A 21388-nucleotide genomic window follows, 5' to 3' on the forward strand; every position below is an offset into this window, starting at 1 on the left:
TTAGAACCTATTTTAAATCTTTGGCACAGCGAAAACCTAAGTTTTTGGTGGTATAATTTGCTTTCAGGCTGCTTCTGAAAGCATAGCGCATAAAAGCCGCATAATCCATTAAATCGGTGGCATTTACGGATCCGCTGCCGCAAAAAAGATTTTTATCTGTAGCTTTATCTTTTCTGGACTCGCCAGAAAGAAAGATACTATTGAAATCGCCTGTCCATTCCCACACCAAACCGTGCATGTCATAAACGCCCCAGTAATTCCTGAAGGTTTGACCTACAGGGTTTAAATAGGTTTTTGGCTTCTCATACCACGACAAAATGTATTTATTGAATTCTTTTTTAGAACGTGCATCAATACGTTTTTCATCGGCCATGGCTACATATTCCCATTCGTCCATTGTTGGCAGTCTTTTGCCTTGACATTCGCAATATTTTTTGGCAGCAAACCAGGAAACATTGGTAACCGGGGCATTGTTTAAATTCTTTAAACCATAATCGAAATCACTTGTCCATTGTGCCAGATAACTTTTATCTGCAAAAATACCTTTGATTTTAGAACGACTATACTCTGGGTATTTTTTGATAAAAGCAAGAAATTGTATATTGGTAACTGGATACACATCAATAGTAAAAGAAGGTATGTTGACCGGTTTTTCAGAAGTAGCACCATAAAGGGGCACAAAACTACCGCCCTTTATGGATGCCATTTTTTCTTGTTGAGCAAAAAGAGAACTTACACAGAATATAAATAGGATTGATATTGTTTTAAATACTGCCATCTGTTACTTTTTTTGATTTATTCTAATGTTCCTGGGCTACTTTTGGAGCAGGTTTGGCTCTAACAGCTTTTACTTTTGCCGGAGTTATTACTGTTTTATTATTGCCCCAACTGTTGTATATGTATGTCAGAACATCAGCAGCTTGCTCGTCAGTTAGGTTCTGACTGGTCATCACGTTATTGAATTTCTTGCCATTAACGGTGATCTCTCCACTTAATCCGTGCAATACCGCGCCAATAGCTCTATCTGGATTCGCATTCAGGTAATCTGATTTTGCCAATGGAGGAAAAGCATTCGGAATACCTTGTCCTTCAGATTGGTGACAGGCATAACAGGTACGGTCAAATAAATCTTTACCGGCTTTAATTTGTTCAGGAACAGTTTTTGCAACAGTAGTTTTAGGAACTGCTTTGCCTTTTGGCATACCTTGAATTGTCCCACCTTCTGGTAAATAAATTCCATCTTGTATGGTTCCAGAATACAATTTTTTATTTTCCTCGCCTTCAACTTTCAGCATTCCAAGTGCTCCTTTATTAAAGGCCCTAAAAATCGAGTGGTCTACCAGTATAAAAGTTCCCGGAACATCTACTTTAAACTCCACAATGGCCGAACCACCTGCAGGTATTAAGGTAGTTTGTACGTTTTCGTTGATCATATCCCCTCCTTCAATATGCACTTTGTCGAAAATTTCTCCAATAACATGGAAAGATGAGACCAAATTAGGACCTCCATTTCCCATATAAATACGGACAGTTTCACCAACTTTGGCCGTTAAAGACTTATCTCCGGCGAGAGCTCCAACTTTCCCATTGAAGACCACATAATCAGCTTGTTCCTTAATGGCTTTATCCATATCAAAAGGTTGAGAACCTTGTTCCCCATAACTGCCCTTGGTGTAAAAATCACCTTGCATGATGTAATATTCTTTATCTACTGGTGGCAAGCCTCCTTCTGGTTCAACCAAAATCAACCCATACATTCCGTTAGCAATATGCATTCCAACTGGTGCTGTAGCACAATGATACACGTATAAACCGGGATTTAAGGTTTTGAAACTAAACACTTTTTCGTGACCTGGCGCAACCAACGATGAAGTAGCTCCTCCGCCGGGTCCGGTAACAGCATGTAAATCAATATTATGAGGCATTTTGTTATCCGGATGGTTTTTTAGGTGAAATTCTACTTCATCACCCACTCTTGTTCTGATAAAACTTCCGGGAACAGAGCCGCCAAAAGTCCAATAGATATATTTTACCCCATCTACCATTTCTCCTTCAATTTCTTTGATTTCCATGTTGACCACCAATTTTGTAGCTTCGCGGTCTCCTACTGCTTTCGGAACAAACGGAGGTGCCGTGAGTTCGGCTGTTTGCTGCCCTTTGACCTCAATATTTTCATAGTTTTTTGCTTCGTCGCTTCCTCTTTTGCAAGAAAAAAGTCCGATTAAAACAACTAAGATTATAAAAAACTCCCTTATTTGTGTGTTTAATTTAGCTTTGGTTTCCATATTATCTTGGTTTTGAAATTGTTTAAATTTATGATGTAAAAATAAAAGATAAAAACATCCTTTATTATGATATTTGTCATATTCACTGCTTTCTTTCATAAATCTTCAAAAGAAGGTGAATTTAAAACTGGATACTTGTCCTTAAAAAACAAAAGCGATTAAAATACTTTTAAAAAAAAAATTAAAAAATGCAGTCTTATGATTTAAATCATATACTGCATTTTATAATTATACGAATTTTACAATATCAAATAATACACTAAATAATAATAATAAGAGAATTGGATAACAAAAAAATGATGAAGTGTGTTTAATTAAAAGACAAAATACTCTTTTATTAAAATCATCATCGTTTAATCATTACAAATTTTAATTTAAATAAAAATTATGGAAACTTTAGAACAAATTACAATCGGAGAATACGTGGCAAAAGATTTTAGAACAGCAGCCTTATTCTCAAAATACGGAATAGATTTTTGCTGTAACGGAAACAGAAGCATTGAAGAAGCCTGCCAGAAAAAAGCAGTGACTGCAGATATTTTATTGCAGGAAATTGAAACAGTTCTATCATCAAAAAGCGATTCAGGAATTGATTACAATGCCTGGCCGATTGATTTATTGGCTGATTATATTGAAAAAACGCATCACAGATATGTATCAGAAAAAACACCAGTACTACTGCAGTTTTTAGATAAGCTCAGCAGAGTGCATGGTGCAAAACATCCTGAACTATTATTAATAAATGAGCTTTTTAAAGGCTGTGCAGGAGAATTAGCACAACATATGAAAAAAGAAGAGCTGATTTTGTTCCCATTTATAAAAAAATTGGTTCATGCTACCTTATCTGATGAATTAATTGAGCTGCCTCATTTTGAAACCATTCAAAATCCAATTGCTATGATGATGCACGAGCACGATGCCGAAGGTGTCCGTTTTAGAAAAATAGCAGAACTAAGTAACAATTATACGCCGCCAGCCGATGGCTGTAATACGTATAAAGTTACGTTTGCAATGCTAGAAGAATTTGAGCAGGATTTGCATAAACACATTCATTTGGAGAATAATATTTTATTTCCAAAAGCTGCCAAACTTGAAAAAGACTTTACAGCTCAATAATAAGTACCTTTCAATCACTAAGAACCAACAACTATGGAAAATTATGTCATCAAAAGAAGTGGAAATTATCAGCCATTCGAAAGCTATAAGATCAAAGATGCAATTGAAAAAACTTTTCAGAGCGTCTCTATAGTTGTTGACGAAAGTGTTTTTGAAAGTGTGGCTATACAACTCGAAAACAAAGAAGTATGGTTCGTTGAAGAAATTCAGGATGTAATCGAAAAAAAATTATTCGAAAAAAAACATTTTGATGCCATGCGCTCCTTTATGCTATACAGACACACCAGAAAGCTGCAACGTGAACATCTTGAAGGATTGAATGATGATACAACGTATGTTGACAGCACCCAAACGATTGAAGAATACATTCAACAAACAGATTGGCGAATCAACGCCAACGCAAACACCTCTTATTCGAACGCAGGATTGGTTAGCAACGTAGCAGGAAAAGTTATCGCTAATTATTGGCTGGATAAAGTGTACTCTAAAGAAGAAGGCTATGCACACCGCAATGGTGATATTCACATTCACGATTTGGATTGCCTAACGGGCTATTGTGCGGGTTGGAGTTTACGTGTGTTGCTCAATGAAGGTTTCAATGGAGTAAGAGGCCGGGTGGAAAGCAAACCACCTTCTCATTTTAGGGAAGCTTTGGGACAAATGGCCAATTTTCTGGGTATTTTGCAAAGCGAATGGGCGGGTGCACAAGCCTTTAGTTCTTTTGACACCTATTTGGCTCCTTATGTATTCAAAGACGATCTCCTTTATGATGACGTTTTAAAAGCGGTACGAAGTTTTGTATACAACCTGAATGTTCCCGCACGCTGGGGACAATCTCCGTTTACCAATATCACTTTAGACTGGGTTGTTCCTGAGGATTTAAAAGCACAAATTCCGACTAAAAATGATTGTCATATTTTTGAAAAGAACAATAGTACAGACCTATTGACAAGGGCTAAAAGCAGAGGAGTTTCTGAAGTTACTAATTTACGATACGAGCATTTTCAAAAAGAAATGAATCTAATCAATAAAGCGTATTATACCGTAATGACAGAAGGTGATGCCAATGGGCAGCCCTTTACCTTCCCTATTCCAACGGTTAATATTACCGAGGAATTTGAATGGGATGGAGAGAACACAAACCTGCTTTTTGAAAACACAGCGAAAATTGGTTCTTCTTATTTTCAAAATTTCATTGGAAGCCAATATGTTTTGGACGAAAATGGCAATCAAATAGAAAATGAAAATGCCTACAAGCCCAATGCCGTTCGCAGTATGTGCTGCCGTTTACAACTCGATTTGCGAGAACTATTAAAACGTGGAAACGGACTTTTTGGAAGCGCTGAAATGACAGGAAGTATTGGCGTGGTAACTATTAATATGGCTCGCTTAGGTTATTTATTCAAAGGAAACAAAGCAGCTTTATTTCAACAATTGGACAAGCTTTTATTGATTTCCAAATCAACTTTAGAGAAAAAAAGAACTTTTATTCAGGGAATGTACGATCGTGGATTGTATCCCTACACCAAACGGTATTTACAACATTTCAGAAATCACTTTTCAACTATTGGTGTAAACGGAATGAACGAAATGATTCAGAATTTTACCCATAATGAAGACGACATAACATCTGAAACTGGTATTGAACTCGCTTCTGAAATTCTGGAACACATCCGGGACAGAATGAAGCAATATCAGGAAGAAACTGGAAATCTTTATAATTTAGAAGCCACTCCGGCAGAAGGAACCACATACCGATTTGCCAAAGAGGATAAAAAACGTTTTGATGATATTATTCAGGCGGGAGCAGAAAAAAATATTTACTACACAAATAGTTCCCAAATCCCTGTCGATTTTACCCAGGATCCATTTGAAGCTTTGATGCTTCAGGACCAATTGCAATGCAAATACACAGGAGGAACCGTCTTGCATTTGTATATGAGCGAAAGAATAAGCTCACCTGAAGCTTGCAAAAATTTTGTAAAAAAAGTGATTACTAATTTTAAATTGCCTTACATCACAGTAACACCTGTATTTAGTGTTTGCCCTGTTCATGGCTATCTAAACGGAGAGCATGAATATTGCCCAAAATGCGATGAAATTATCATTGAAGAAAAAACAAAGCTTATAGAGATTTGAAAAAACCACACCGCAAATTTTACACAATTCATAACTAAAAAAACAGCAAATATGAAACTAACAACCAACGCGATTTTAGAACAAAATCAAGAAGTTCGCACCAAATGCCTGGTGTACACAAGAGTAATGGGCTACCACAGACCCGTAGAAAGTTTTAATATCGGAAAAAAAGGTGAACACAAACAGCGAACCCATTTCAATGAAGCAAAATGTTAGTGCCCCTATTTACAGTATTACACCGTTTACTTTATTAGATTATCCGCACCAATCAGCTTGCATTTTTTGGTTTGCAGGCTGTAATATGCGGTGTTTGTATTGCTATAATCCAGAAATTGTATACGGAAAAGGACGTATTACTTTTGATAAAGCACTTCAATTCCTCAAAAGCAGGGTTAATCTATTGGACGCCGTAGTTTTTAGCGGAGGCGAATGTCTGTTACATAAAAAGGCTGTTTCGTTTATTAAAGAAGTCAAAAAAATGGGTTTTTTGATCAAAATTGACACCAATGGCTCACAACCGGACATATTGGAAGAACTGATTCAAAAAGAACTCATTAATTATGTAGCACTTGATTTTAAAGCAATGCCTGCGAAATTTGCAAAGATAACCCAATCAAAACTTTTCATTCCCTTTGCAAAATCATTACTTTTATTGCTTCATCATACAGTACCTTTTGAAGTTCGTACAACAGTGCACTCTGATTTATTAAACAAAAGAGATATTCAGGAAATGGTGTTTTTTCTGGAAAATTTGGGATATTCAGGAAATTATTACATTCAGCATTTTATTAATGGATCCTCAACAATAGAAAAACTGGGGCATTCTTTTAAAGAATTGGAAAACCAAAATATTGGTACAGAGAAAATTAAAATTCATTTTAGAGGATAGTAAGTAAGTCGAAAGTTTAAAAGTCGTAAAGTCAAAAGAAGTAATATTACAAATAACACTTTTTAAATCAACCTGTTGTGTATTTTCGTTTAATTTAAAAACACGACATTATACTATGTTGGTTACTTAATCGAATATTTTTAAATGTTTTTTTAATCAATCAATCAATTTTAATCAAATGAAATCAACTACTCCCATCAAAAGAGCTCCGGAATTAAGACCTTTAAGCCACGACCACCATCATGGTCTGCTGCTTTGCTGGAAAATTAAAACTGGAATGGCGAAAAATATTGACCTGCAGCGCATCAAAAAATACGTCGATTGGTTTTATGAAATTTATTTAAAGACGCATTTTGAGCTGGAGGAAAAATACGTTTTCACGATCTTAGAAGCAGATAACGCGCTCATTGAGCAGGCTTTGAAAGAACACAGAACGTTAAACGAATTATTCGAAAGTACTTCGGATCTGGAAATAAATTTAAAAAGAATCGAAAAAGAGTTAGACTCTCATATCCGCTTTGAAGAGCGTGTTTTATTTGCTGAAATTCAAAAAGCAGCCACAGAGGAACAATTAAAAAAAATAGAAGAAATACATTCAAAGGAAGCTTTTATAGAAAATGAAGATGCTGATTTTTGGAGCTAAAATTTAACAAAATGAAAAAAATAAAACTAATATTATTTTTATTGGCCATTGTATTTATCGGATCATGCCAAAAAAACAAAGAAGATCAAACATCTAAAGAAGCAAATGAAATAAATTCAGTTTCGGAAAAAAATACCGAAACAGCCGCGGAAGTGAGCCTGAACAAAGGACAATTATGGGAAGCCAACCCAGAAACTACTGAAGGGATTACTACTTTACAAAAAATAATTCTGGAATCAGGCGAAGAAGAAAGCGCATTGATTTTGAAAGAGAAACTGAAATCTGAGTTTGCCATGATTTTTAAAAAATGTACAATGAAAGGTGAAGCCCACAATCAGTTACACAACTATTTGATTCCGTTAAAATTAAAAATCGATAATCTTGAGGATTCCAATAAAGCTGAAATTAAAAAAGAGATCCTGGCTCATTTAGAGCAATATAAGCTTTTTTTCATTTAAAGTATGAACACACTTTTAAGCATCAAGAATTAAATCCTTTATAAAATCATGAAGAAGAGTTGGTTACTCTGTACTTTTTCTAATTTTTTCATCGCTTCATTGATGGGACTGTTGCTTCGATGGATGTATGTTTCACCGATCACCGGAGTCAATTTTCAGTTTTTAATGCACGGCCATTCACACGTGGCGATGTTAGGCTGGGTCTATATGATGTTGTACTGTTTGATTTTTCATTTTTTTGTTCCAAAAGAAAAACAGCAAAAACCCATCTACAACCAATTATTTTGGACAACAGAACTGGCCGTAGTCGGAATGATGATTGATTTTCCTGCTCAAGGATATGCTTTTGTTTCTATTCTTTTTTCGACTTTGCATATTTTTTGCAGCTACTATTTTTGTTATTTAATTATAAAGGATGCCAATCCAACAACTCTGGCTGAAAGAAAGCTGCTTCGTGCGGCTTTGTTTTTCATGATTTTTTCTACTTTGGGTGTCTGGTGCCTGGGTCCTGCAGTTTCATTGTTAGGTAAAGCAAGCGCTCTTTATCAAATTGCGATTCAGTTTTTTCTTCATTTTCAATTTAATGGCTGGTTCCTGTTTGCCATTTTGGCTTTGTTTTTCAAACAGGCAAAACTTATTATTGAAGCTAAAAAATTCAGGATATTTTATAATTTATTTGTTGCTTCTACTTTTTTAACATTGGCTTTGCCGGTAAGTTGGTATTTGCCTAACCCGATTTTTTATTGGTTAAATGCTCTTGGAGTAATGCTTCAGCTATATGCTGCGGTACTTTTTATACAATTTATCCGCCCGCAGTTTCAGTCCTTTTTTGCTGTTTTACCAACGATCACAAAAATAGTTTATGGTTTTGCTTTGTTTTCATTGGCTTTAAAAGTCTTTATTCAACTGGTGGTTTTGTTTCCGGAATTGGCACATGTATCCCATCAGATTCGTAATTTTGTCATTGGATACATTCACTTGACCATGTTGGGAATTATTACAGGTTTCCTGTTTGGATTTGCATTACAAAATGATTTTTTAAATTCGAGAAACCGTATTCAAACATGGGGAATCGCAATTTTTTTATTCGGATTTTTTACAACTGAAATTCTTTTGTTTCTTCAGGGCATTTGGTTTTTCTTGGGTAAAGGTAGTTTACCGAATTATTATCAAAATCTATTCTTATCCAGTATTTTTATGCCAGCAGGCCTTATAATGCTATCTGTTAAAATTGTGAAACTAAAACCTAAAACTATATGAGCCACCATTTATTGTTAATCATCCATCTTTTGAGTGCCACCATTTGGGTTGGTGGTCATTTGTTGCTTGTCTTTGGTTTTTTGCCACAAGCATTAAAAGAAAAAAATCAGAATATAATTCTCGATTATGAAAGAAAGTATGAACCTGTTGGCATGACTGCTCTGGTTTTGCTGGTCATTACCGGAATTTTAATGGCCTATAAATATGGTGTTAGCATCGAATATTGGTTTCAGTTCGAGACACCTATAGAAAAAGTTGTTTCAACAAAATTAGCTCTGTTATTATTGACGGTTCTTTTTGCTTTGAGTGCGCAATTTAGAGTGTTGCCAAAGCTAGAAAAAGGTGCTGAGAAGTTGCCTGAAATGACCTTTCATATTCTATCAGTTACCATAATTGGGGTTTTGATGGTTGTTTTTGGATCTTTTGTGCGTTATGGCGGGCTTTGATTTATATGATTTATACATTACAAAAAAAAGATTATGTTCTCTAAAACATGTGAATATGGCATTCGTGCAGCTATTTTTATTGCTTTTCAATCCTATCAGGACAATCGCATCGGCTTGAAAGAAATTGCCAAAAAAATCGATTCTCCGGAGGCTTTTACAGCCAAAATTCTTCAAATCCTATCGAGAGACAATATTATTAAATCTATAAAAGGAGTGGGCGGAGGTTTTGAAATTTCCAAAGAGAATATGAAAGAAATTACATTAGCGCAAATAGTCAATTCTTTGGATGGCGATCGCATTTTGACCGGTTGCGCATTAGGATTAAGTAATTGTTCTGAAGACCATCCTTGTCCGATGCACGATAAATTTATATCTATTCGAAACGATTTGGTTTTCACGCTTGAAAATACCAATCTTGAAGAATTGGCTTTGGGTATTAAATCGGGAGAGACCTTCCTTAGGTATTAATTTTAGTGTCATAATAAAAGCTTTGTTTGATTGGATTTTCCGAAAAACGAACAAAACTTAATTTTCAAAAAACTTACCGATTTTAAAAACCCAACATAAGTATCAGCATCAAATCTTTTGTTTTAAAACAAAAGAGAATAATTAAAAATAATTTAATAATGAAAAACCTTAAAGAGCGAATACTGAAACTAAAAAAAGAGAAGAATGCAGTTATTCTGGCACATTACTATCAGGAATCCGATATTCAGGATGTTTCAGATTATGTGGGCGACAGCCTGGGATTGTCACAAGAAGCAATGCAGGTGCATGCTGATATAATTGTTTTTGCAGGAGTACATTTTATGGCTGAGACTGCAAAAATTTTAAATCCAGGTAAAAAAGTTATTCTTCCTGATTTGAATGCAGGCTGCTCGTTGGCTGACTCTTGTCCCGCCAATTTATTTCAACAATTTACCCAAGCCCATCCAGACCACATTGTTATTACATATGTGAATTGTTCTGCAGAGGTTAAAGCTTTAACTGACATTGTGGTAACTTCTTCTAATGCCGTTAAAATCGTCAATTCTATACCGAAAGACAAACCCATTATTTTTGCTCCCGATAAAAATTTGGGAAAATATGTAATGGAACAAAAAGGCAGGGAAATGTTGCTTTGGGACGGTGCATGTGTGGTTCATGAAGCATTTTCATTTGATAAATTAATTGAATTGTACAAACAAAATCCAGATGCGCAAATTATTGCCCATCCTGAATCTGAAACCCATATTTTAAAAACAGCCAGCTATATTGGTTCGACAGCAGGAATGATTGAATATGTTAAAACCAATCCGGGCACCAAATTTATTGTGGCTACAGAAGTGGGAATTCTTCATAAAATGAAACTGGAAGTTCCTGATAAAATATTGATACCGGCACCTTCAAACGAAGACAACACTTGTGCCTGCAGCCAATGTGGCTACATGAAAGTAAATACGTTACAAAAATTACATGACTGTTTGCTTAATGAAACGCCTGAAATTAAAGTTCCTGCTGATATAATGAAAAAAGCGTTTGTCCCTATTGAAAGAATGCTGGAATTATCCAAATGATGATGTTAGCTGGCTTCTCTTTTTAATCCCTTAATATCCTTTAAAAAAATCAGCTTTCCTTTTAATTCGATCAACCCTGATTTTTTAAACTCAGAAAGCAATCGGATGCAACTCTCGGTGGCTGTACCGATCATTCCGGCCAGTTCCTCTCTTGATAATTGCACTTTTAAGGATTGATCAGCATTTACACCAAAGGTGTCACTAAGATATAATAACTTTTCAGCCAGTCTTTCCTTAACAGTTTTCTGGACCATATCCACAGTATGATCATCAGCATGTTTCAAATCATCACAAACAGACTGCATTAAGTTCATTGAAAACTGATTGTTATTATTAAAAAATTGAATGATTTCAGATTTTGGAATGAAACAAACTTCCATATCAGCAATTGCTGTAGCCGACAAGTTTGCAGGTTCATTGCTGATCATTGAACGTTGCCCCAGAAGTTCACCTGACTTTACAAGTTTAACAATTTGGTCCCTTCCATTGGCACTTAATTTAGAAAGTTTTCCAATACCATCTTTTATACAGAAAACCCCATTAATTACTTCTCCTTCCTCTATTATAGCCTCCCCTTTTTTAATTACCTGAGTGCTTTTACTATTTGCCAATTGTATGATTTGCTCTTTGTTTAGTGCTTTCAATGCACTAAGCTGTCTTACAATACATTTATCGCATTTATTCATAGTAATTTTTTGCTGCAAAAGTAGAATAATTAGAGTTACTACACTACATTACTTGAAAAATTTGAATAATTTTCTTTTCCAGCAAAATTATTCTTGAAAGATTGATACAGTGGCTACTGGCATATCGATGTGATCTTAAATCCAGAAAGTAGTTAAAAGAATCAACCCTGCCAGGATATCATGTTTAATAATTAGCATACCTAGAAAATTTCAGAGTCAATTTGTGCAAGGAATTCTATTAATCGTTTAGACTGTCATTGAAAAAAGATTAGTTTCGGGAGATTTTCTTTTCAAATGCAAATCGAAAGCCATACAAATATTACGGACGAAAGGTCTCCCTGCATCTGTGATCTTGATTCTATTTTCTTCAATAGTTACCAGATTATCATTTACCATTTCCTTTAAATCGGACAAAACACTTGGTAATTCGTCAAAATAAAAAGCTTTATCATTCCACGAAGTTTCAAATTGACAGGTTAAATTGAGAATATGTTTTCGAATAATTAAATCCTCATTATCAAGAATATGTCCTTTGACAACAGGCAGTTTGTCGCACTCCAAAAGTTGATAATATTCTTCCAATCTCTTTGTATTTTGAGCAAAACTGTACCAACTATCACTGATAGCTGAAACTCCCAATCCAATCATTAACTGGGTTTTTGACGAGCTATATCCCATAAAATTGCGATGCAATTCCCCAGTATGACCAGCCTTATATAAACTATCCGAAGCTAAAGCAAAGTGATCCATCCCAATTTCGTGATATCCGTTTTGAGAAAGCAGGTTTTTTCCTGTCTCATATAATTTTCTTTTTTCTACATCTTTTGGAAGATCTGCCTCATTGAATCCACGTTGTCCATTTCCTTTGATCCAGGGCGTATGCGCATAGCTGTAAAAAGCCAATCGATCTGGTTTTAAAGAATTTGTTTTTTCGATGGTGTCCACAATGTTTTCAATTGTTTGAAAAGGCAATCCAAAAATAATATCGTGTCCTATTGAGGTATAACCAATTTCTTTTGCCCAAAAGGTGACTTTTGCCACATTGTGAAATGGCTGAATCCTGTGAATGGCTTTCTGGACTTTTTCCGCATAGTCCTGAACACCAAAACTTACTCTGCGAAACCCTAGATTATATAATTTTTTAAGCTGCTCATAAGTCGTATTGTTGGGATGTCCTTCAAAACTGAACTCATGATTTTCAGCTTTATCAGCTAACCTAAAAATACCGTTTATAAGATTTTCTAAATTTTCTGATGAGAAAAAAGTCGGAGTTCCACCTCCCAGATGAATTTCTTTTATGATTGGTCTTTCAGAAGACAGTCCACAGTAAATACTCCATTCTTTTAAAACAGCCATGATGTATTTTTCTTCTACTGAATGATTTTTAGTAATTCGTTTGTTGCATCCGCAAAAAGTGCACAAACTTTCACAAAAAGGCAAATGAATATATAGGCTAATCCCATTTTGTGAATTGCTCTCCAAGAATGATTTTTGAAAAGAAATCTTCCATGCCTCTATTGAAAAAAGTATTTCATTCCAGTACGGAACAGTTGGATAACTGGTATATCTGGGACCTGGAACATTATATTTTTGAATTAAAGACTTTGACATAATTTTAATTTTAGAAATTAGGAAGAAAATGAAATAGAACTTTTTTTAATTGAAATGAATCTTTTTAGCTATTACCATTCTAATGCATTACAAATATCCGAAGTATACTGCTTTTGTAATATGATAAATATCATAACACTTCAGATTACACAATGACTTCCAAAAGATTAGCTACCAGTTTAAATTAAAAATATCTTTTTATAAATCTTTAATTTAACACCTATTCTAGCTTCAACAAAACTTTCAAAACCTAATATTTATCATGTTTTTTTTATACCTGATTTCTTTTCTTTGCTTAAAACATATACCTCCGCTTTCATGAAAATCAATAATAACCGCAGGCGCTGTCTTCAAGCGATGAAATATTTCGCATCATTTATAAATACATATAACTTTAGAAAAAATGGATATTGATACAGATTTGCTATTCACTTGGGGCGCTGTTGCAAAAAAAACACCCAAAAACTGTATCATATTTTACGAAAATGATCCTCCCCTATACTTCTATCAGATTCTTGAAGGGACTGTAAAAATGACCTATACCAATGAAGACGGAAAAGACCTGACAGTAGGAATTTTTGAAAATGGAAGCAGTTTTGGCGAACCGCCCCTCTTTATTGATCAGCCTTATCCAGCCTCAGCAGTAGCACAGACCGATTGTGTGCTCTTAAAACTTTCAAAAGCCAACTTCTTTTTACTTCTTGAAGAAAATCCAAAAATCCAATCGAAAATATTAAAAGTCTTTGCCTGGAGAATTTACAATAAAATAGTATTTTCAAAAAATATAATTAATCATAAACCTGAGTACCGGGTACAGTATTTTCTCGATAATTTAAAAAAACAGCAGAATATTCCCCCAAATCAAAGACTGAAAATTCAGTATACCCGTCAGGAAATTGCAGATTTTACTGGTTTGCGCGTTGAGACGGTCATTCGGACAATTTCTATTATGAACAAGAAAAAAAAAATAGAAATTATAGATCATAAAATATTTTATTGAAATTTCTTAAATACTTTAATATATGATTCAGATCATATATCTTTTTTAAATATTTTTCTTTCTTTGTGGAGGTTAAATGAAAATTATTAATTCAGCTCTAATAGCATTTAATTTAAAAACGGGCGCTCTTCGAGCGCCCGTTTTTTACTTTATCACTTTATTTTACTACTTTATTCATCATCATTTTCGAAATACTCTGAGCCCTAATCTTTACTTCTGATGCTTTTGGTCCTTCAAATAAATCATCAACAGTTTTTTTCCACAACTTATTCCAATGTTTAAAATGAGTTTCAGTTAAGGGGCTTTTCTGATTTAAAATCCGATGCTTCATCATCGGGTTTCCTTCAAAATTTCCGGAATGAAAAAGGATATTATCCCAAAAATCATACATAATTGGAAGATGTTTTTCCCAATTAACATTCGCCACTTTGGTAAATAAATATCCGATAGTAGCATCTGTCTGAACCTTACCATAAAAAGCATCAACCAATATTTTGATATCCTGTCTGTTTTTAATATCTGTTTTTATCTTCTCCTTCATAATTGAGTATTAAATATTAATTGTTAAAGATCTTTTTTATTAAATTTTCTGACTGAAATAAAAAAAGGTATCGCAATCCATAAAATCAATAGAAAAAAAGAGATAATCAATCCAATAGTTGTCCCAAAAAAATCTTTAAAAATTGCGCCTGTGTAACCCATCATAGCTGACTGATCAAGATGTAAGAGAATCTGAATACGTGCAAGATCTATTGGGCTCAGGGCCGTTACCCCCACCATTGCCTCTTCAATAGGATACTCGGCAAACTGAAACAACAGAAATAAAACCAAAGCGTCAAATAGTATTGCAAAATACATCCAAAACATAATCGCTACACCAATTCCTTTTGCTTTATCACGAGTCAAAATACAGCTCAAAAAAGCTAAAGACACAAAAACAGCCGAGATTAAACATCCTGACAAAAGCATCATAACACCTGAAGCATCAGGCGCATTAATTACAAGGGGGATTCCCGCACCCAGCAAAAAAGCCAAAATCATTGCAATGGAAAGCCCGGCAAATAAACTGATCCATATTTTTTTTCGCCTTAATGGCTGGCTGAGTAACAGTTCAATAAATTCAGAACTGTTATAAATATATATCGTCGAAAAAAGTATCGAAACTAATGGAACTGTAAATAAAATTACATTCAAAATTGTCAACAGCCCTTTAGCAGAATTGTCTTCAAGGCCAAAAGATCCCCAGGAGAGCAAGGCCAAAACAAAAGTGTAACTCAGAACGATTTTATTTTTAAGAATATCCAACAATACAATTTTAATGATCCTGTTCATGACTCTTTTGCTTTAAAATTTTAGATATGGCTTTTGAAATTTTGATTTCACCCGTTGATTCAAGCAGTTCGTTTATATTTCTATGAAAATGCACTTTACCATCCTGCATAAAAATAATCTGGGTAATCATATCGTCAAGTTCGCTTAACAAATGAGAGGTAATCAAAATTAATTTTCCTTTTTCCTTTTCTTTAATAATTTTCTCCTTCAGGATTTCTGATGCCAGGGGATCCAATCCTGCAGTTGGCTCATCAAGTATAAGGACGTCAGGGTTAAAAAGAAAGGCTAATGTTGCACTTACTTTTTGGGTTGTTCCGCCGGAAAGCGTGCGCATTTGTTTATCATCCATCTTATCAAGTTTAAAAGCTTTAACTAAATCTTCATCCAGAATGTCTTTCGAATTCCTGATTTGCTTGATCATGGCAATAATTTGTCCAATAGTCATATGATCTGGATAGCGGCCTATCTGAGGCATATAGCCAATATTATTTCTATATTCAAACTTTCTAAGAATAGATTCTTTATTGAATAAAATATCACCGCTGTCCGGTAAAACCATTCCCAGGATGGATTTTATCAAGGTCGTTTTTCCGCAACCATTTGGACCAATAAGTGCAATGCACTCACCTGCGTTAAATTTCAGGTTTACATTTTGCAATACCTGAAGCTTGCCAAATTTTTTGTTTATATTTTGTAAAGTAATCATAACACAAGAGATTTCATTTCGGGGGTTTGGTCAACAAAATTATCCGGGGTAATACTTGGCAGAATCTTTTCTGACTTATCAAGAAGCGTAATCATAAAGCTCCTGAATAATAACATTGCAGAGGGATTGTTTTCTGTAAGCACTGCAAAAAGGCTCAAAGGGTGAAAAGGTACATCTCCAATTCCGTCCTTATTAAGGTCATAACCTTCATATTTATCCCAATAATTATTATTGAAATGGTTAAGAACTAAACTGCCATTGGTGCTTATATCAAATGTATTGGCGATAAAATTATTAAAGGAAATTTCGTTTTCCATACAGCTTGCCTGAATTTTCATTCCCCACCCGTTATCTCTAAAAATATTTTTTGAGAGGGCTACCCGGCTGGTTCCTTCCATATAAATTCCCGAAGTATTTCTGATGAATTTGTTTCCTATGATGTAACTATCAGAAATTTCTTTTAGCAATAAACCATACGCGGCATCTCCCCAGTTTTCTGCAAAATAATTATGGAACATTTTTACATTTTTGGTAAACATGACTGCCACTCCTGCCCCATTATTTTTAAACACATTGGAGATGTACGAATCATCATTAGAAAACATAAAATGAAGTCCGTATCGAATATTACTCTTTGAGATGTTCCTCCAAATAATAGAATTAGACACAAATTCAAAGTAAATCCCGTCCCGATGTCCTGAGACTTGGTTTCCGACAATTTGCAGGTTTTCACTTTTCCAGCAATGAATGCCATTCCCAATACGCTGCTCTTGTTTTTGATGGGCTTTTATTGTGTTATTTTTTATAATACAGCCAATTCCTTTTTGAACATAAATACCAAAAAAATTATTCTCCAGAATATTTTCTTTTATGGTAACCCCTGTTTTGTTATATATTTTAATACCGCAGGGATCATTCAGGGAGGCATACCCTGAATTTATGACTTTAAAACCTGCAATGGTTACACTATCAGCTTTGATAGAAACCACTTCATATTTTTTTTGGCCATCGAGGATAGGAAAGCCAATTCCCTGCAGTATTATTTTTTTATCTATCACTATGTTTCCTTCTCTATAAACACCTTTGTAAACCAACACCGTATCGCCGGGATTGGCCAGTTGTATAGCTTTTTTTATGGTTTTTATGGCTCTATTTTTTCCTACTTCAATCTTTTGAGAATGAAGACAGGTAAAAAAAAATGAGAAGCAAAGACAGAGAAGTATTTTCATGTTTAATTGATTGTAATTAGCATTTTCGTCCCAAAATTATTTTTCTAAAATTGACGCCCATTGTATCTCTGTTCCCTTTGATTCTGCTCCAAATGCTTGTGATTGGCTTTCAGTCGAGAATGCCGCAATGTTACCATGCATCGGACTTTTTATTGTGCCGCCTGAAATAAAAAAAGCTTTTTCTGCCTGAATTAGTTCATTTTCCTTTGTATAATCATGTACATAATAACTCTTAACCTTCATATCTGAATGTTCTTTACAATAGTTGACCATACAGGCAATATCATCAAACTTATATGCCCGGCCTTTTTGGGTAATAATTTCTGAGCCATATTTACCGTCACTTATTCCCATTTTACAATAATCACAATTGTCTGTATTTATTTTGATGGAAATTGGTCTATCTCCTGAACATGAAAAAAGAAAAGAAGCAATAATTAAAACGCTAAAAAATTTATTAAATCCTAAAGCTGATTTCCTCTCTTTAATTATAGCCAGAAAAAGCAAGACACCAACTGTAATGAGCATCCATCCACCTATATCAGGTATAGAATAAGCGCCAAAATTCAGCAACTGTTTATAGCCCAGTAATGGAGGCTGGTATGCCATACCTGGAACCCGTATGGCAGCATTCGGGTCTAAATTATGGCCATAGTCGTAATTCCACCGGTAAAAATCAATAGCAGCTAAAACTCCGAAAAGCACAAAAGAACAAAACAATATATACAAGGAATTTCGCTTAGCATAAAAAGAGCAGCTTAAAGCAATGATGCCAAACAATCCTAAAATGTAAGGCAGGATTTTAAACTCGATAAAATCTTCGGTATGAAGTGTTTTCATACCTATATAATGATTCAATCCGTTGATAATATCTACATCTCCTGCAATTTTTGTGGCATGAAGTTTTAAAACCAAACCTTCAGGATATTGTGGAGCTGTCAGTTCAATTTTCCACATGGGAACAAAAATGGACCCTATTAACAGAAAGCCACACACAAAAAGTACTGCTCTTGAAAAAATTGAAAGTATTTTATTTTTCATGATGATTCAAATAAAAAGGGAACAAAGAAAACTTTGTCCCCTTCACTGGTTATTAGTTATTCCTTTGGTAAATTCGTACCCAAACTATACGTAATTGGCACATTACTTCCTGCAGGTGAAACTCTAACATAACCCTGCATTTCCTGATGAAGTGCACTGCAGAAATCCGTGCAATAAAATGGAAAAATTCCTTTTTTCTGAGGAACCCATTTTAGTGTAATCGTTTCTCCGGGCATGATCAGCAACTCAGCAGTATTTGCCCCTTTAATAGCAAATCCGTGAGGAACGTCCCAATCCTGTTCCAAATTGGTAACGTGGAAATAAACTTCATCCCCTACTCGTATACCTTCAATATTATCGGGAGCAAAATGCGAACGTATACAAGTCATATAAACATGTACTTTTTTTCCCTCTCGGACCACTTTGGTTTCTTTTTCACCTCTGGCAACGTAAGGATGCAGATTATCTGCCATTTTGTAATATTTCAATTGACCGTTATTGCGTATTTTATCAGCTGGAATACCTTGCGCATAATGAGGTTCTCCAATGGTTGGATAATCCAATAAAAGCTTCATTTTATCCCCGCTAATGTCAAATAATTGTGCACTTTGCGCTAATTCCGGGCCAGTTGGTAAAAAGCGGTCTTTAGTGATTTTATTATAAACCACCATATATTTTCCAAATGGTTTCTCTGTATTGCCTCCCGGAATCATTAAATGCCCTGGAGAATAATAGGTGGCTTTTCTATCTAAAACTTTTAAATCTTTTATGCTCCATTTTACTACTTCAGAAGAAACAAACATTGTAGTATAGGCATTCCCTTTTCCGTCAAATTCGGTATGTAGTGGTCCTAAACCCGGTTTTTGAACTTCGCCATGAAGAGCGGCCTCATACTTAATCACAGGAATTCCTGCATAACTACCATCAAATTGTTTTTTGGCAATAGCATTTTTCAGTTTCGTAAAACTAAATACAGGAATAAGGGCTGCTAGTTTTCCACTTCCAACAATATATTCACCAGTTGGATCAATATCACACCCGTGTGGAGATTTAGGACAGGGAATCATATAACAGATATCTTTCAGTTCAGCAGCATCCAGAATCAATACTTCTTTCTTGATTTCAGATTTAGCCGTTTGGGTTTTCTCATCCCAGGTATTATGAACATAATTTGCCGGTACACGTTTTCCTTTTCCAGCTTTAATATACTCTTCAGCTTTTTTCCAATTGACGGCCATGATAAAATCCTTATCATTTTTAGAAGCGTTTACCTCAAGCAGGGTATTGGCCTGCTCAGTGTTGTAACAGGAGAAAAAGAACCAACCGTGAGATTCTTTTTTCCCCGGATGACTAAGATCAAAATTAACACCCGGAGTTACGATCTGAAAAGCAAGATCCAACTCTCCTTCTTTACCCACTTTTACAAAACTAAGGTGTCCTTTAAAGTTTTTCTTATATGTATTAATGGGTACATCTCCATCGTCATTATCTGCGGGAACGCTAAAACGGCTTGCCCCCACAATATACTCTGTGTTTTGCGTGATAAAAGGAGAAGAATGGTTTCCTCCACAATTTGGAAGCTCGATTATCTCAGCTGTTTTAAAAGTTTTCAGGTCAATACGTGCAATCCTTGGCGTATTATTGGCATTGGCAAAAAGCCAGCGCCCGTCAACTTCTCCATTGGTTTGAGATAAATCTAAATGATGCTGATCATCCCATGGCACATAACCATGCGAAGTATTCAACATGGCTTTTGTTTCTTCACTGTAACCATAGCCACTTTGTGGATCTTCTGAGAACACCGGCATAACCCTTAACAATCTACCGCTAGGAAGTCCATAAACACTTACCTGACCGCTGAAACCACCAGATACAAAATTGTAGAACTCATCATACTTACCTGGAGCAACGTAAACTTTTTGCGCAGCATCTCCATCGACAGTATCGCTGGAATCCTTGGGCTTGCAGGAAACAAAGAAGGCACAGCCTAACGCAACGGCAAAAACTGATTTTAATAATTTATTTTTCATAACATTCTCATTTGAATTTGAATTTTTTATTCTGGTTATTTCACGCCGTCGTTCTGGCGCATGTATTCAAGAATACTTCTGGCCTCATCATCGGTCAGACCTTGATTAGGCATACGAATCATACAGAGTTCTAATTGAGCCTGCAATTCAGGATCTTTATCAATCATAGGATCAGGATTGGTAATAAAATTCATAATCCATTGAGGAGTTCTGCGTCCTGTAACGCCTTTCCATCCAGGCCCTACCAATTTTTCATCTGTAGTTTTGTGACAGGATGTACATTTTACTTCGGCCACTTTTAATCCTTTTTCAGCCAGTGGCTGATCTAAGGAAGTACCAACTTCAACTGTAGAAAATTTTCCCAAGCCTCGTTTAGGATCGTATGATTCGGCGTCGGCTGTTTTTTCTGTAGCTGTAGGAGTTGAAAAATCCTGATCTGTATTCGATTTTTCTTTCCCACACGATACGAGCAAGAAAGAACCAAACATCGTTAATAAAAATAATCTGTTCATTACTAAGGTTTTTAATTTGTTAAACTTTAGAGCAAAATTCCAAAACTTGTATTACATAAAGTATGATCACAATCATAACATGAAAAAAAAGATCATGATACCTTCGTACTTTCAAAATACAGGTAATGAAATTTTGTATTTACATATTCCTTTTTGCAGTATTGTTCAGACCGCTATTTCCAATCTTGGATTACGCACTGAATTACAATTATATTTCTGCAGAATTATGCGAAAACAGGGATACTCCTAAACTAGAGTGTAATGGCAAATGCCATTTGAAGAAAGAGCTGGCAAAAGCCTTAAAAAATGAAACACCTTCCTCGAGTGAGAAAAAAGTTGAAATCACTGAAACTATTTTGCTATACTTTGAAAACATTCCCGTTTTTAATTTTCAAAACAACCAAAAAGTCATCTTAGAAATAAACTCACGATATAAAAATCTTTACGTT

At 35.0% G+C, this 21388-nt stretch carries 20 protein-coding genes and 1 pseudogene; 10 read left to right on the forward strand and 11 right to left on the reverse strand.

The features are described 5' to 3' along the window. Positions 1-7 precede the first annotated feature (7 nt). Complete coding sequence (locus P0R33_RS00940) at positions 8-778, reverse strand: formylglycine-generating enzyme family protein (RefSeq protein ID WP_160372958.1); 771 nt, start codon at positions 776-778, stop codon at positions 8-10. Positions 779-800: 22 nt separating this feature from the next. Next, entirely contained in the window at positions 801-2285 is a 1485-nt protein-coding gene (gene nirK / locus P0R33_RS00945) for a copper-containing nitrite reductase (protein ID WP_179006606.1), read from the reverse strand. Between the two features lie 387 nt (positions 2286-2672). Here nirK and ric point away from each other — a divergent pair, with 387 nt between their 5' ends. The 9 genes and pseudogenes from ric (at position 2673) to nadA (ending at position 10792) form a co-directional block, all read left to right on the forward strand. Further along, positions 2673-3401 carry an iron-sulfur cluster repair di-iron protein gene (gene ric, locus P0R33_RS00950; RefSeq protein ID WP_179006603.1) on the forward strand — a complete coding sequence of 243 codons (729 nt, stop codon included), beginning with the start codon at positions 2673-2675 and terminating at the stop codon, positions 3399-3401. A 33-nt stretch (positions 3402-3434) separates the two neighbouring features. Beyond that, a pseudogene (locus P0R33_RS00955) lies at positions 3435-5756 on the forward strand (ribonucleoside triphosphate reductase). After that, a complete protein-coding gene (locus P0R33_RS00960) occupies positions 5740-6429 on the forward strand; it encodes an anaerobic ribonucleoside-triphosphate reductase activating protein (protein ID WP_179006599.1) in 690 nt (229 codons plus the stop codon). Before P0R33_RS00955 ends, P0R33_RS00960 begins: the two are co-directional and overlap by 17 nt. Positions 6430-6607: 178 nt before the next feature. Then, the gene (locus P0R33_RS00965; protein WP_179006597.1) at positions 6608-7072 is read left to right on the forward strand and encodes a hemerythrin domain-containing protein; all 465 of its coding nucleotides are present in this window, start codon (positions 6608-6610) and stop codon (positions 7070-7072) included. A gap of 11 nt (positions 7073-7083) precedes the next feature. Continuing rightward, positions 7084-7530 (forward strand): hypothetical protein, encoded by a 447-nt coding sequence (locus P0R33_RS00970; protein WP_179006595.1) that lies wholly within the window; start codon positions 7084-7086, stop codon positions 7528-7530. A 471-nt stretch (positions 7531-8001) separates the two neighbouring features. Beyond that, a complete protein-coding gene (locus tag P0R33_RS00975) occupies positions 8002-8790 on the forward strand; it encodes a hypothetical protein (protein ID WP_276173701.1) in 789 nt (262 codons plus the stop codon). Next, on the forward strand, positions 8787-9236 hold the full coding sequence (locus P0R33_RS00980; protein WP_179006591.1) for a CopD family protein: 450 nt from the start codon (positions 8787-8789) through the stop codon (positions 9234-9236). Before P0R33_RS00975 ends, P0R33_RS00980 begins: the two co-directional genes overlap by 4 nt. Positions 9237-9269: 33 nt before the next feature. Next, on the forward strand, positions 9270-9704 hold the full coding sequence (locus P0R33_RS00985; RefSeq protein ID WP_179006589.1) for an Rrf2 family transcriptional regulator: 435 nt from the start codon (positions 9270-9272) through the stop codon (positions 9702-9704). Positions 9705-9862: 158 nt separating this feature from the next. Further along, positions 9863-10792 carry a quinolinate synthase NadA gene (nadA, locus tag P0R33_RS00990; protein ID WP_184161187.1) on the forward strand — a complete coding sequence of 310 codons (930 nt, stop codon included), beginning with the start codon at positions 9863-9865 and terminating at the stop codon, positions 10790-10792. A 5-nt stretch (positions 10793-10797) separates the two neighbouring features. Here nadA and P0R33_RS00995 read toward each other — a convergent pair whose 3' ends face one another. Continuing rightward, the gene (locus P0R33_RS00995) at positions 10798-11478 is read right to left on the reverse strand and encodes a Crp/Fnr family transcriptional regulator (protein ID WP_184161276.1); all 681 of its coding nucleotides are present in this window, start codon (positions 11476-11478) and stop codon (positions 10798-10800) included. Between the two features lie 246 nt (positions 11479-11724). After that, positions 11725-13089, reverse strand: a complete 1365-nt coding sequence (hemN, locus tag P0R33_RS01000) for an oxygen-independent coproporphyrinogen III oxidase (protein ID WP_184161184.1) — start codon at positions 13087-13089, stop codon at positions 11725-11727. Between the two features lie 403 nt (positions 13090-13492). On the opposite strand from hemN, the gene P0R33_RS01005 reads away from it, so the two are divergent. Then, positions 13493-14089 carry a Crp/Fnr family transcriptional regulator gene (locus P0R33_RS01005; RefSeq protein WP_056205585.1) on the forward strand — a complete coding sequence of 199 codons (597 nt, stop codon included), beginning with the start codon at positions 13493-13495 and terminating at the stop codon, positions 14087-14089. Between the two features lie 157 nt (positions 14090-14246). Here P0R33_RS01005 and P0R33_RS01010 read toward each other — a convergent pair whose 3' ends face one another. The 7 genes from P0R33_RS01010 to P0R33_RS01040 are packed head-to-tail and all read right to left on the reverse strand — an operon-like array spanning position 14247 to position 20939. After that, complete coding sequence (locus P0R33_RS01010) at positions 14247-14630, reverse strand: group III truncated hemoglobin (RefSeq protein WP_056205587.1); 384 nt, start codon at positions 14628-14630, stop codon at positions 14247-14249. A gap of 23 nt (positions 14631-14653) precedes the next feature. Beyond that, positions 14654-15394 carry an ABC transporter permease subunit gene (locus P0R33_RS01015; RefSeq protein ID WP_242412113.1) on the reverse strand — a complete coding sequence of 247 codons (741 nt, stop codon included), beginning with the start codon at positions 15392-15394 and terminating at the stop codon, positions 14654-14656. Positions 15395-15404: 10 nt separating this feature from the next. Continuing rightward, the gene (locus P0R33_RS01020; protein ID WP_056205589.1) at positions 15405-16127 is read right to left on the reverse strand and encodes an ABC transporter ATP-binding protein; all 723 of its coding nucleotides are present in this window, start codon (positions 16125-16127) and stop codon (positions 15405-15407) included. Continuing rightward, positions 16124-17356, reverse strand: a complete 1233-nt coding sequence (locus P0R33_RS01025) for a nitrous oxide reductase family maturation protein NosD (RefSeq protein ID WP_056205590.1) — start codon at positions 17354-17356, stop codon at positions 16124-16126. Before P0R33_RS01025 ends, P0R33_RS01020 begins: the two co-directional genes overlap by 4 nt. A gap of 36 nt (positions 17357-17392) precedes the next feature. After that, positions 17393-18397 carry a nitrous oxide reductase accessory protein NosL gene (locus tag P0R33_RS01030; protein WP_056205592.1) on the reverse strand — a complete coding sequence of 335 codons (1005 nt, stop codon included), beginning with the start codon at positions 18395-18397 and terminating at the stop codon, positions 17393-17395. Between the two features lie 56 nt (positions 18398-18453). Further along, entirely contained in the window at positions 18454-20427 is a 1974-nt protein-coding gene (nosZ, locus tag P0R33_RS01035; RefSeq protein WP_131423942.1) for a Sec-dependent nitrous-oxide reductase, read from the reverse strand. A 35-nt stretch (positions 20428-20462) separates the two neighbouring features. Continuing rightward, positions 20463-20939, reverse strand: coding sequence for a cytochrome c (locus P0R33_RS01040; RefSeq protein WP_056205596.1), 477 nt, complete (start codon positions 20937-20939; stop codon positions 20463-20465). Between the last annotated feature and the right edge of the window lie 449 nt (positions 20940-21388).

Origin of the sequence: Flavobacterium sp. YJ01, assembly GCF_029320955.1 — a bacterium.
Classification (GTDB): domain Bacteria; phylum Bacteroidota; class Bacteroidia; order Flavobacteriales; family Flavobacteriaceae; genus Flavobacterium.